11 protein-coding genes and 1 pseudogene are annotated in these 12073 nt (G+C 68.4%); 5 read left to right on the top strand and 7 right to left on the bottom strand.

The window, feature by feature from the left end; all coding sequences use genetic code 11:
• Positions 1-321: 321 nt before the first annotated feature.
• The 5 genes from ACFQ9R_RS10725 to ACFQ9R_RS10705 are packed head-to-tail and all read left to right on the top strand — an operon-like array spanning position 322 to position 5548.
• Complete coding sequence (locus ACFQ9R_RS10725) at positions 322-1668, top strand: ABC transporter substrate-binding protein (RefSeq protein ID WP_067444914.1); 1347 nt, start codon at positions 322-324, stop codon at positions 1666-1668.
• Complete coding sequence (locus ACFQ9R_RS10720; RefSeq protein WP_378990210.1) at positions 1668-3788, top strand: ABC transporter permease; 2121 nt, start codon at positions 1668-1670, stop codon at positions 3786-3788. Before ACFQ9R_RS10725 ends, ACFQ9R_RS10720 begins: the two co-directional genes overlap by 1 nt.
• Entirely contained in the window at positions 3766-4479 is a 714-nt protein-coding gene (locus ACFQ9R_RS10715; RefSeq protein WP_067444920.1) for an ABC transporter ATP-binding protein, read from the top strand. The genes ACFQ9R_RS10720 and ACFQ9R_RS10715 overlap by 23 nt, the downstream gene beginning before the upstream one ends.
• Positions 4476-5180 (top strand): ABC transporter ATP-binding protein, encoded by a 705-nt coding sequence (locus ACFQ9R_RS10710; protein ID WP_378990209.1) that lies wholly within the window; start codon positions 4476-4478, stop codon positions 5178-5180. Before ACFQ9R_RS10715 ends, ACFQ9R_RS10710 begins: the two co-directional genes overlap by 4 nt.
• Positions 5180-5548, top strand: coding sequence for a hypothetical protein (locus ACFQ9R_RS10705; protein ID WP_378990208.1), 369 nt, complete (start codon positions 5180-5182; stop codon positions 5546-5548). The genes ACFQ9R_RS10710 and ACFQ9R_RS10705 overlap by 1 nt, the downstream gene beginning before the upstream one ends.
• Positions 5549-5683: 135 nt before the next feature.
• Here ACFQ9R_RS10705 and ACFQ9R_RS10700 read toward each other — a convergent pair.
• From ACFQ9R_RS10700 to ACFQ9R_RS10670, 7 genes and pseudogenes are all read right to left on the bottom strand, one after another.
• Positions 5684-6523, bottom strand: a pseudogene (locus ACFQ9R_RS10700) (NAD(P)-dependent oxidoreductase); the annotation flags it as partial.
• Positions 6502-7314, bottom strand: a complete 813-nt coding sequence (locus tag ACFQ9R_RS10695) for an NAD(P)-dependent oxidoreductase (protein ID WP_378990207.1) — start codon at positions 7312-7314, stop codon at positions 6502-6504. The pseudogene ACFQ9R_RS10700 and the gene ACFQ9R_RS10695, both read right to left, overlap by 22 nt.
• A 27-nt stretch (positions 7315-7341) precedes the next feature.
• On the bottom strand, positions 7342-7845 hold the full coding sequence (locus tag ACFQ9R_RS10690) for a DoxX family protein (protein WP_378990206.1): 504 nt from the start codon (positions 7843-7845) through the stop codon (positions 7342-7344).
• Positions 7846-7890: 45 nt separating this feature from the next.
• Positions 7891-9549 carry an OB-fold domain-containing protein gene (locus ACFQ9R_RS10685; RefSeq protein ID WP_378990204.1) on the bottom strand — a complete coding sequence of 553 codons (1659 nt, stop codon included), beginning with the start codon at positions 9547-9549 and terminating at the stop codon, positions 7891-7893.
• A 65-nt stretch (positions 9550-9614) separates the two neighbouring features.
• Positions 9615-10973 carry a cytochrome P450 gene (locus ACFQ9R_RS10680; RefSeq protein WP_378990203.1) on the bottom strand — a complete coding sequence of 453 codons (1359 nt, stop codon included), beginning with the start codon at positions 10971-10973 and terminating at the stop codon, positions 9615-9617.
• A gap of 12 nt (positions 10974-10985) precedes the next feature.
• On the bottom strand, positions 10986-11177 hold the full coding sequence (locus tag ACFQ9R_RS10675) for a ferredoxin (protein ID WP_067444937.1): 192 nt from the start codon (positions 11175-11177) through the stop codon (positions 10986-10988).
• A 14-nt stretch (positions 11178-11191) separates the two neighbouring features.
• On the bottom strand, positions 11192-12052 hold the full coding sequence (locus tag ACFQ9R_RS10670; protein ID WP_378990201.1) for a mycofactocin-coupled SDR family oxidoreductase: 861 nt from the start codon (positions 12050-12052) through the stop codon (positions 11192-11194).
• Positions 12053-12073: the final 21 nt, after the last annotated feature.

Genomic DNA, 12073 nt, shown 5'->3' with positions numbered 1-12073 from the left:
GCCCCCCCGGCCCCCCTGGCGCGCCCCCCCCCCCCACCCTGCGGGGCGTTGTTGGATATCGCGCCCGCCCCCCCCCCCCTTTTATTTTTTTCAAAAAATCTGTGCCCCCCCGGCGTTCGCCGCGGCCCGCCACACGTGTTTACAGAGTGGTGAATCAGATATTTTCTCAAAGGGTTAACTTTATTCTCTCTTGATGAGAAGATGATTTCCGAAATGGAGAGCGTCGACCACAGACGCTTTGTTCGATGAGAAACAGGGCTCGGCTGCCGAGCTTGTGTCAGGAGGACATCGGTGAGATCGCAGCGAGTACTGGTCGCCTTGATGGCGACCGCGTTGCTGGTGGCGGGTTGTAGCGGCCGCACCGGCAGCGGGGTCGAAGAGGCCGCGGCACCCGGCGGCAAGGCGGTGACGAGCGACTTCGGTGATCTGAACGGGGTCTGCCAGACCGGCAAATCGACGAGTGCGCCGACGCAGGGCGTCACCGCCGGGCAGATCGAAGTCGGCGTGTTCACCGATATGGGTTTCACCAAGAATCCCGAATTGGTCGACGCCGCCAAGGTCTTCACGTCCTGGTGCAACGACAACGGCGGAATCAACGGTCGCAAGCTGGCCTTCAATGTCCGTGACGCGAAACTGCTCGAGGTCCGCGCGCGCATGCTGGAAGCCTGCCGCGAGGACTTCGCACTGGTCGGCGGCTCCGCCGCACTTGATGCCCTCGGCGTCAAGGATCGGCTCACGTGCACGCTGCCCGAGTTCCCGTCGCAGGTGAGTCAGGCCGAGAACACCGGTTCCGATCTCCAGGTGGGATCCGGTGCCTCCTCCGCGCGCCCCTACGACACCTACGCGGGCATGCATCAGTGGCTGTTCAAAGAGGCCTACCCGGCGTCGGCAGCCGCGGTCGGCATCATCGTGGCCGACTCGCCGGTGGTGAAGTCGATGGCCGACCGATACGGGGAGTCGCTGCCCGCCGAGGGCGCGACCCTGATCTACAACGACCTCTATCCGGCCGCGGGCGTCTCGGATTGGACGCCTTACGCGCAGTCCATCAAGGCCAAGGGCGTGAAGGGCCTGATCTTCCTCGGCGACTTCCGCAGCCTCGCCAAGCTCGAGGACGTGCTCACCAGCATGGACTACAAGCTGGACTGGGTCGACGTCACCAGCAACGCCTACACCCCCGCGTTCCTCGAGCTTGCCCGCACGTCGCTGGGCGCGCAGAACAACTTCGCCGACCTGTCGGGGACCGTGCCGCTGGAATCGGCGGCCAGTGTCCCGGCGGTGCAGCGGGCCAAGGATCTGTTCGCCCAGTACGCGCCCGACGGGAAACTGACCTACAACGGGCTGCGCTCGCTGGTGCAGTGGCTGCTGTTCGCGAAGGCGGCCTCGAGCTGCGGCGACAACCTCACCCGCACCTGCGTGGTGGAGGCCGCCCGTAAGGAAACAGCGTGGACCGCCGGTGGTCTGCAGGCGCCCGCCGACATGTCGACCCACACCGTGCCGCCCAAGTGCTTCAACGTGATGAAGGCGACCGCGCAGGGCTGGACGAACGCGGACTTCAAGCCCGACACCGGTCCGTTCCGTTGCGACATGAAGCCTTACGTCTACACCAAGGAATACGGTCGCCCGCTGACGCTGGCCGACGTCAACAAGAGCATGAGCGACGTCAAATAATGGAGCAGTTCATCGCTTTCGGCATCGTCGGGCTCAGCACCGCCGCGATCTACGCCATCATCGGCAGCGGCCTGGTCCTGACCTTCACCACGACCGGTGTCTTCAATTTCGCGCACGGCGCGGCGGGCATGGTCTCGGCCTTCGTGTACTGGCAGTTCACCGTGGGCTGGGGCGTGCCGACGCCGATCGCGGTCGCCCTGGTGTTGCTGGTGTTCGCGCCACTGTTCGGGTTGGCGTTCGCGCAGGCGCTGGCGCCGACCCAGGGCCTGGGCGACGCCGAGAAACTCGTCATGACGGTGGCGTTGCTCAGCGGCCTGATGCTCACCGCGCGCTGGATCTGGAATCCGGACGTGGCGCGCACCCTGCCGCGGTTCTTCGCCGACCAACCACCGCTGCACCTGGGTTCGGTGACGATCACCTGGCATCAGGCATTGACCATGGTGGTGGCGGTGGCGGTGGCCATCGCTCTGCGAATCCTGCTGTACCGCACCAGAACCGGTGCGGAGATGCGTGCGACCGTCGACGATCGGGCACTGGTCGGGCTCACCGGCGCCGACCCGCAGCGCGCCAATCGGGTGGCCTGGATGCTCGGCATCGAATTGGCGGCCATCGGCGGCATCCTGATCGCGCCGATGGTGGCCCTGGACGCGGCGCAGCTGTCGTTGCTGATCGTCAGCGCCTACAGCGCGGCGATCTTCGGACGGCTGGCCAGCCTGCCGATGACCTTTCTCGGTGCGATCGTCGTCGGCTGCCTGGAGAGCTACCTCACCGGGTATCTGCCACAGAACGAGTATCTGCCCGGACTGCGGCTGGCCGCGCCCGCGCTGCTGCTGCTCGTCGCGCTGCTGCTGTTCCCGCACGGCCGGCTGCGCGGGCGCGATCGGCGGTTGAGCCCGGTGCCGCTGCCGAGCGTGCGTGGTTCGGCGGTGTTCGCGGTCGTCGTCGCGGTGGTCGGGCTCATGCTCGCCACCCTGCTCAGCGAAGCGGATCTGATCAGCTACGGCCTGATCTTCGCCTTCGGGGTGATCGCGTTGTCGTTCGTGCCCCTCGCCGGGTTCGCCGGCCAGATCTCGCTGTGCCAGTTGAGCATCGCCGGGATCGGCGCCGTCGCCTACGCGCATCTGGGCGCCGACGGGCAGTGGTGGGCGTTGCTCGCCGCCATGGCGATCGCGGGCGTCGTCGGCGCGCTGATCGCCCTACCGGCGCTGCGTTTGTCCGGGGTCTACCTCGCGCTCGGCACGGCCGCGTTCGCGGTGGTGCTCGACCGCTGGATCTTCACCCTGCCCTCGTTCGAGGTGTTCGGGGTGCGAATCGCCCTGTTCGACCAGGGCTCGGTGGATCTGGTCGGCCCCAGCCTGTTCGGCACGCAACTGACCAGCACCGCGCAGATCACCGTTTTCGCGGCGATCGTGCTCGGGCTGGCCGGATTCGCGGTGGCGATGCTGCGGCGCGGTCGGCTCGGCCGACGGTTGATCGCCCTGCGCGACAGCGAGGCCGCCTACGCCACCCTCGGCGGAAACCTGCTGGCGGCCAAGATGCTGGTGTTCTCGCTGTCGGCGGCGATCGCCGGACTCGGCGGGGCGCTCTACGGCATGCAGCTGCGGTCGGTGACCGCCGAGCAGTTCGGTTTCGTCGCGGGCCTGCCGATCTTCCTGATCGTGGTCATCGCCGGGCTCGGCGCGGTCGGCAGCGGATTGTTCACCGGCGCTGTCTATTCGGGGCCGCTCAACGCGATTCCCGTGTTGTTCCCGGCGCTGACCAATCTCGTCCATGTCCTGCCCGCCCTCGGTGGTATCGCCTTCAGCGGCGGGTTCCTCGGCCAGGGCGCCCTGGCGCAGATCCGTCGCGAATGGGCCGCGGCACTGCGTGATCGGGTCGTCATGGCGGTGCTGCTCGGTGGGCTGGCGTTGCTGTGGGCGTTGCGCCTGGGCGATGTCATCAACGGCTACGTGTTCACCGCGGGTGCACTGATCGCGGCCATCGTGGTGCCGCGCTGGGCGAATCGGCGCCACCGTCCGCCCACACCCGCGCAGGTGCCCGTCGAATGGCTCGGCATCGATCAGGCGTGGACCACAGCAGACAAGGAGATGCTCGATCGTGGGATCGCTACTCGAAGTTGAGCAGGTCACGGTGACCTTCGGCGGTCACCGCGCCCTGGACAAGGCCGGGCTGAGCGCCGAGGCGGGCAAGGTGACCGGCCTGATCGGCCCGAACGGCGCGGGCAAGAGCACCCTGTTCGACGTGATCTGCGGATTGCGGCGACCGGTGACCGGCCGGGTCACCATGAACGGCCGCGACGTCACCCGGCTCGGGCCCGCCCGCCGGGCCGGGCACGGGATGGCGCGGACCTTTCAGCGGCTGGAACTGTTCGGCCGCTTGAGCGTTCGCGACAATCTGCTGGTCGCCGCGGAACTCGGGCGCCACCGGCGCGACGCCGCCGGGATCGTCGACGGGCTCCTCGACCGACTCGGACTGGACGAGGTCGCCGACACCGCCGCCGACGATCTGCCGACCGGCACCGGCCGACTGGTCGAGGTGGGCCGGGCGATGGCCGCCCGGCCCAGTGTGGTCCTGCTCGACGAGCCGGCGGCCGGCCTCGACCACACCGAAACCGAGCGGTTCGCCGCGCTGTTGCGGTCGCTGGCCGCCGACGGCGTCGCGGTACTGCTCGTCGAGCACGACATGGGCCTGGTCATGAATGTCTGCGACCAGCTCTATGTGCTCGACCTCGGCGCGATCATCAGTTCCGGGCCGCCCGAGGTGATCCGCCGTGACGCCGCCGTACTCGCCGCCTACCTGGGAGAAGGATGACCTCGTCACTGGAATTACACGGTGTCCGCGCGGCCTACGACGCGATCACGGTGCTGCACGGTGTCGACCTGCGGGTCGGCGCCGGCGAGGTGGTCGCCCTGCTCGGTCCCAACGGGGCGGGTAAGACCACCACCCTGCGGGTCGCGGCCGGGGTGCGTGCGGTCACCGCGGGCCGACTGGTCCTCGGTGGCCGAGACGTCACCGGGGCCGACCCCCGCGATCTGGCGGCCGCCGGAGTCTGCCTGATCCCCGAGGGCCGTGGCGTGTTCCCCAACCTGTCGGTCCGCGACAACCTGCTCATGATGACGTTCACCGGCAAGACCCATGCCGAGATCGAGGAGGTGGCGTTCAGCCGATTCCCGATTCTGGCCCAACGCGCCGACCAGATCGCGGGCACGATGTCGGGCGGCGAACAGCAGATGCTCGCGCTCGCCCGGGGATTGGCCACCGACCCCGCCGTGCTGCTGCTCGACGAACTGTCCATGGGCCTGGCCCCGCTGGTGGTCGAGCGGCTCTACGAACAGGTCGGTGAGATCGCCCGGCAAGGCGTGGCGGTGCTGGTCGTCGAGCAGTTCGCCGCCGCCGTCCTCGACATCGCCGACCACGCGGCCGTGCTGGTGCGCGGCCGCATCGAATACCAGGGGCCCGCCGACGGCGAACTCCGCCGCGAACTGGCCAACCTCTACCTAGGAAGTCACTGATGACCGAAACACGTGCCGACCGCTTCGCTCGCGAACTGGCCGAATTGAAGATCCCCGATCCCGCCGCGGGCCGGGGGAGTCTGTGGTTGCGCCTCGGCGCGACCGCGATGGTGGCGGGCCCGGCGCTCGCCGTGGTGGCCTACTTCCTGGCGCACAACACCTCCGATCCGCTGGCCCAGCGCGACGCACTGGCGCTCGCGCTGGTCGGGGTGGCGCTCAGTGTCGTCGGCGCCGCGCTGTTCGTCCGCTACTCGCTCACCGGTGTGTTGCGATTCTGGATGGCACGCCAGTCCTACGATCTGAACCAGCTCGGTGATCGTCTGTCGGAGAACCAAATTCAATTGGACGACGCCGCGTCCGTGGCGTGATGAGCGCCTGATCGAGATCGGGATCGCCCCCACATGAGGGCGATCCCGATCCAGGTCACACAGCGCAATACCTTCACACACAGCGCAATACGTTCACGCGCAGCGCAATTCGGTCACGCGCAGCGCGCGTTGCGGTCACACGCCGCGCGGGATGTCGAGGAATTGCGCGTCGATCGCGGTGTCGAGCGCACCCATGGTCGCGCCGAGTTCGGCGGCCAGCGTCCGCACCGTGGCGACGTCCTTGCGGAGGAACTCACCGACCGCGGCATGGAACGCGGCCACCGAACCCTTCGCCGCCACACTGGCGGCGGCGCGACTGGCTCCGCTGGCCTGCTGGAGCGCCGACAGCACGGTCGCCTCGTCGACGCCGAGTTCGCCTGCCAGCTGCACGGCTTCGGTGATCAGGCCGAGCTGGGCCGCGAACAGCGCGTTGTTGACCAGCTTCACGCACTGGCCCGTGCCGAGTGGACCCACCGCCAGCACCGGGTCCGCGTAGCACCGCAGTACCGGAAAGGCACGGGCGACGGCGTCTTCGGCGCCGCCGGTGAACACGGTGAGCGTGCCGGCGGCGATATCGTGTGGCCCGCCGCTGACCGGCGCGTCGACCACTCCGATGTCGGAGGAATTGGCTTGTGCGGCAATGTCGTCGGCGGTTCGCGGGCTTCCGGTGGTGTGCACGATGAGCACCGACCCGCCGGGCATGCTCGCCAGCAGCGGAGTATCGAGGCACACCTCGCGGACCTGGGCGTCGCTGAACACACAGACCACGACGGCGTCGGCCCCGGTGCCGACCGCGGCGGTGAACGACACGGGCTCAGCGCCCAACTCGGTGATCCGTCGGCGCGCGTCGCCGGACCGACCGAGCGCGCGCACTTCGTGCCCCGCCGCGACGAGACGGCGCACCATCGGAGCGCCCATCCGCCCCACCCCGATGAACCCGATCCGCAAGGCGGTCATCGCGGATGGCCGATAAGGCTCAGTGTCTCGTCGGCCGCGGTCAGCGCGACACCGGTCTCGGCGTCGGCCCCGGTGGCGAGTTCGGCGAGCAGCCCGACGTCCTTGCGCAGGGTGTGCCCGGCGTGCTCACCGATCCGCGCCAGCGTGCCGGCCAGGATACGACCGAGGGCGAAGCTGTTCGCCGACCCGTGCGCGATCACCTCGCCGAGCTTGGCCTGATCGACGCCGAGGTCGCGCCCGAGCGCCAGAGTGCTCGCCGCGGTCGCGAGGTTCGCGGTGAACAGCAGATTGTTGAGCAGCTTGGTGACCTGGCCCGCCCCGGTATCGCCCAGGTGCACCACCGGATCGGCGTAGGTGCCGAACACCGGCCTGCACTTCTCGACCGCCTCGACCGGGCCACCGGCCATGACGAGCAATCGCCCCTGGGCGACCGCGGGCGCACCGCCGCTGACCGCGGCGTCGATCAACGTAACGCCCTGTGCCGCAGCGATTTCGGCGAGCTCGCGGCAGGTGTCGGGATGAACAGTGCTGTGCACGGCCACGATCGCCCCCGGCGCGAGTCCACCGAGCACGCCGTCCTCGCCGGTCAGGACCTCACGGATGTCGGCGTCGTTGCCCACGCACAAACAGACCAGGTCGCTGGCCTGGGCGAGGGCGCGCGGGGTGGGCGCGATCTCGGCCGCGGTCTCGGCGAACTGCTCGAGCGTGGCGGGTCTGCGTGCCCACAGGGTGGTCCGATACCCGGCCGCCACGATTCGCTGCGCCATCGGCGCACCCTGACTACCCAACCCGATGAATCCGATGCGCATCAGCGCACCTCCTATTCGATATGCCACTCACGCAGTAGGTTCGGGCCGCGGGCGCCAGAACAGCGCGAGCAGTCCGGTGGTCGACGCCACGCCGGCGCCGAGTGCGATGACGCCCCCGGCCCAGCCGGTGACAGTGATTCCGGCGGCGTGATCGATCGACAGGCGACCCGGGCCGGTGAAGGCCAGCGCCAGCGCGACCACCGCCAGGACGAGTACGTACTCGTACCCCTCCTTGAAGACGAAGAATCCGTTCGCGCGGTGCGCGAGCAGCCCGGCGACGAGCATGACCGCGATCACCGCCGCGCAGGCCAACGGTGTGGCGAGGCCGAGGATCAGCAGCACGCCCGCCCCGATCTCGGCGACCACACTCGCCCACGCCTGCAAGACGCCGTTGCGCAGGCCGAGGCCGGCGAACCAGCGGGCCGTGCCCGCGATCCGCCCGCCACCGAGCCAGTGGTTGAGACCGTGCGCGATCATCGTGGCGCCGACGACGAGCCGGATCAGAGTCGGCGCCACCTCGGTGACATCCATGGGTTCACCTCCTGAGCCACGACAGGGTGGCTCGGTCGAATCGGGTCAGTTGTCGCTGGTCAGCAGGAGGACACCGCTCGGGGTCAGCCCGCCGCTGCTGGTCACCGCGACCCGCGCGCCCTCGACCTGGCGGGGGCCCGCCTCGCCGCGCAATTGGCTGACGGCCTCGTGCAACAGCCCCATACCGTGGGTGCGGCCGTGGGAGAGCTGGCCACCGTGGGTGTTGAGCGGGAGCAGCCCGTCGCGCGCGATGTTCTTGCCGCCGTCGAGGAAGTCCTTGGCCTCGCCGATCCCGCAGAAGCCGAGGGCTTCGATCCAGGACAGGCAGTTGAAGGTGAATCCGTCGTAGAGTTCGGCGACGTCGACATCGGTGGGGCGCAGCGAGGTACGCGACCACAGGTGCGCGGCCTGGCCCAGGACCTGTGGTTCATGGGTCAGGGTGCTCTGGTCCCATTCGATCCGTTCGAGGATCTGGGTACCGACCGCGGCGACCCGCACCGGCGGCTTCGCCAGATCCGGGGTGGTGTCGATCGCCGAGACCAGCACGGCGACCGCGCCATCGCAGGGGACATCGCAGTCGTAGAGCCCGAACGGGGTGGTGACCGGCCTGGCGTCGAGGTACTCCGGCATCGTCAGGGGTTCGCGATAGACCGCCGTCGGATTCAGCTCGGCGTTGGCGCGCTGGTTCAGCGCGATCCAGCCGAGCGTTTCCCTGGTGGTGCCGTAGCGATGGAAATGCCGTTGGGCGTTCTGCGCCAACGTATGCGCGGCCGAGGTGGCGCCGAAGGGCATCATCCAACTGGTGGTCCGGCCGCCCGTCGGCGTGATCTTGCCGGTGCGCATGAGTTCGTTGTACGTCGCCTCCCAGACGGTGCGGAAGCACAGGACGTGCCTGGCCAACCCGCCGGCGACGGCCAGCATCGCCGCGATCACCGACCCGCCGGGACCGAAGGTCTCGAAACCGCCGTTGTACCAGGTCGGCCGCAGACCCAGCGCGGCCTCGAGCGCGGTCACGCCGCCCTCGCCGAAACCGCCGACATTGCCGCCGCCGGGATAGGTCGACAAGCCGTCGATGTCGGCCATGGTGAGCCCGGCATCGGCGACCGCGCGCTCGCAGGCCGCGATCGTCAGCGACAGCGGCGAAACCATCAGCCGCCGACCGATATCCGACATCCCGATCCCGGTGATGGCGACCTTGTCCTCGAACTTGTCCCGGCCGATCATCGGCCGCACGTGCTCGCCGAACCGGTGCGGTTCGATCGCGTCGGCGGGCAGCGGCGCGGGTTCGGGCTGTTCGGCGGTCGGCCGGAACAGCGGCAACCACACATCCGCGTCCTGTTCGAACACGACCTCCATCCGCATCCCCAGCACGAGGTCGGCCGGGTCGCGGCCCACCACATTGGTGGTCAGGCGAACCCGGGGATCCTCCTCGACCGCGACCTGGGCCACCACATACGGCGCGGGTAGCCCCGGCACGCTGAACCGCTGGTTGACGGTGAAGCCGACCAGGGTGGCGAAGCCGGAGACCTCCCGGACCCCGAGGGTGTGCCCGTGGCAGTACCGGCACACCGGTTGCGGTGGATGGATCAGGGCCGCGCAAGAACCGCACTCCTGGATCCGCAGGCGCCCGTCGGCGCCCGCGGTCCAGAAGAACTCGTTCTCCGCGGTCACCTGGGGCAGGGGCCGCCCCGATGGCTCGGCCATCTCGTTCCTCACCGATGGCTGGGCCATCTTGTTGTTCACCGATGGCTCGGCCATCGCGTTGCTCACTAGGTACTGGCGTCGCGCTGGGCTGTGACGGGTGCCGCGAGTTGCTGTTCGTCACAGATCGTCTGGAGTTTCGCCAGCGTCTCCTCGAGTCCGGCTCCCAGCCGCACGCCCCCAGTGAACGTCGCCGGGAGGTGCCGCATGCCCTGGATGACCCCGATGGTGTCGTAGTGCACCGCGGTCTCGGGATCGCAGCGGTAGTCCGGCATCCGGTCCAGCACGGCGAGCAGCATGCGCTTGAACACGGTGCGTGCCACGTTCGAGCCGATGCACCGGTGGATGCCGAGCCCGAAGCTGTAGTGCCGGTTGCGCCGTCGGTCCAGGATGACCTCGTTCGGGTCGTCGAAGACCGCCGGATCCCGATTGGCCATCGCCCACGACAGCCACACCCGATCGCCTTCCTTGAACTGGGTGCCGACGACCTCGCAATCCTCGGCCATCGTGCGCCCGTCACCCGGTGCCGGCGTGTAGTAGCGCAGGAATTCCTCGGTGGCGGAATCGAGGAGATCGTCGCGCTCGCGGCTCAGTGTCTCGCGCTGGTCCGGGTTCTCCGAGAGCCATTCCAGGGCGTGCGCGGTGAGCGCGGTCGTGGTGTCGAAGCCGCCGCCGATGAGCAGGCCGAGCATGCCCAGCATTTCCATATCGGGAAGCGGCTCGCCGTTCATCGTCGCGTTGTTGATCGCGTTGATCAGGCCGGGCCGGGGGTTCTCCCTGATCTCGAACAGATTCTGCAGCAGATCGATGCCCATCGTCCGATGCATTTCCGCGACCCGCGGATACTCCGGCGAATCCGGCGGTGTGTACACCGACGCGTGCGCGGGCTCGTTGTAGATCGTCCATTTGGCGAGCGGGATACCCAGCATGCCCAGGGTCAGCACCGCGGGCACGATATTGGCCAGTTCGTCGACGAAATCGATCCGCCCCGACTCGATCTTCTCGTCGATCGCGGCGCGCACGATCTCGTCGATGAACGGGATCCAGCGGGCCACGGCGGCGGGGGAGAGATACGGATTCAGCGCCGCGCGCACCTCGCGATGCTCCGGCTCGTCCATTTCCAGAATGCCGCCCCGAACACCGCTCGCCCGTGGGGCTTTCGGAATAGAGATGCCCTTGTAGCCGCGCCGGACCCCGGCCGTGTCGTGGTCGTTGGAGATGTGCGGGCAACGCGCGAGTTCGAAGACCTCACGGTTGCCCGCCGCGACCCAGTGCCCGTCGTGGGTGTCGGTCCAGGCGATCGGGCACTGCTCATGCATGGATTCGGTGGTCGCGACGAATTGGTCCCGATATTCGGGGGTCATTCTATCGAACGAGAAATTCGGTTTCTTGCGTGTGTCGTCGGTCGCCACGTCGTCGACGCTCATGGCGGTGTCCTCTCAGGAAATATCGATGGCGCGTTCCGGGCAGGAGTGCGCTGCTTCGCGCACCTGCTCCTCCTCGTCGGGCGCGACGGTCTCACTGACCGGCGACGAATGACCGTCGAAGTCGCTCAGCTCGAATGATCGGGGAGCGGTCATCGCGCACAGCGTGTGGCCTTGGCAGCGCGTTGAATCGACTCGAACCTTCACGGCGGGAATTCCTTTCAGGCGTGGTAGTCGTACCACTTCAGGTATCCGCCCGCGTCCACCCGCAATTGGCTGCCGGTGACGAAACGGGACTCGTCGGATGCCAGGAACAGCACCGCGTCGCTGATGTCCTCGGGCTCGACATACGGAACCGGCATGGCCTGCATGGTGTGGAAGGCCGGTTCGGCGTCCGCGCGGGTCGGATTCTCGAGATCGGGCCGGAACGAGCGGTACATCGGCTCGCTCTGCAACATCGGGGTATTGCAGTTGGTGGGGTGGATAACGTTGGCGCGGATCTTCTTCGGCGCGATGTGGGTGGCGAGTTCGTGCACCACCATCGACAGCGCGCGCTTGGCGACCATGTACGCGACGCCGCCGGGATCCTTGCCGGGCTGGTCCACCTTGGTGGTGTCCATCAGCGCGGCCAGCGACCCGGTGGCGATGATCGACGCGCCGGCCTGCAGATGCGGCAGCGCGGCGTGGATGGCGTTGAGCACGCCGACCAGGTTGGTGTCGAGCACATCGGTCCAGGCCTGCCACTGCGGCTCGCCCTTCATCCCGGCGATCCCGGCCTGGGCTACGACGATGTCGAGGCGGCCCAGTTCCTGTACGCCGTGCGCGACCGCGTCACGCATCTGCGCGGCATCGCGCACATCGGCCTGGACGGTGACGATGCGCCGCCCGGACTTCTCGACCAGTCGCGCCGTTTCGTCCAGATCCTCGGGACGCGACAGCGGGTACTGGATGGTGTCGATGTCCTGACAGATATCGACGGCGATGATGTCGGCGCCCTCGGCGGCCAGACGCACCGCATGACTGCGGCCCTGGCCGCGAGCGGCTCCGGTGATAAAGGCGACCTTGCCCTCGACACGTCCCACGGGAATTCCTTTCGGTGTGCG

The sequence above is a fragment of the Nocardia sp. NPDC056541 genome, assembly GCF_042794235.1.
In the GTDB taxonomy this organism is placed as follows: Bacteria; Actinomycetota; Actinomycetes; order Mycobacteriales; family Mycobacteriaceae; genus Nocardia.
The sequence above is the reverse complement of the archived record's forward strand: the minus strand, read 5'-3'. Positions and strand labels throughout refer to the sequence as shown.

Excerpts from the sequence above, each read along its gene's own strand:
- ACFQ9R_RS10690 (WP_378990206.1), bottom strand. The coding sequence starts at position 7,845 with ATGGATGTCACCGAGGTGGCGCCGACTCTGATCCGGCTCGTCGTCGGC.
- ACFQ9R_RS10720 (WP_378990210.1), top strand. The coding sequence starts at position 1,668 with ATGGAGCAGTTCATCGCTTTCGGCATCGTCGGGCTCAGCACCGCCGCG.
- ACFQ9R_RS10685 (WP_378990204.1), bottom strand. The coding sequence starts at position 9,549 with ATGGCCGAGCCATCGGGGCGGCCCCTGCCCCAGGTGACCGCGGAGAAC.
- ACFQ9R_RS10680 (WP_378990203.1), bottom strand. The coding sequence starts at position 10,973 with ATGAGCGTCGACGACGTGGCGACCGACGACACACGCAAGAAACCGAAT.
- ACFQ9R_RS10710 (WP_378990209.1), top strand. The coding sequence starts at position 4,476 with ATGACCTCGTCACTGGAATTACACGGTGTCCGCGCGGCCTACGACGCG.
- ACFQ9R_RS10705 (WP_378990208.1), top strand. The coding sequence starts at position 5,180 with ATGACCGAAACACGTGCCGACCGCTTCGCTCGCGAACTGGCCGAATTG.
- ACFQ9R_RS10725 (WP_067444914.1), top strand. The coding sequence starts at position 322 with ATGGCGACCGCGTTGCTGGTGGCGGGTTGTAGCGGCCGCACCGGCAGC.
- ACFQ9R_RS10695 (WP_378990207.1), bottom strand. The coding sequence starts at position 7,314 with ATGCGCATCGGATTCATCGGGTTGGGTAGTCAGGGTGCGCCGATGGCG.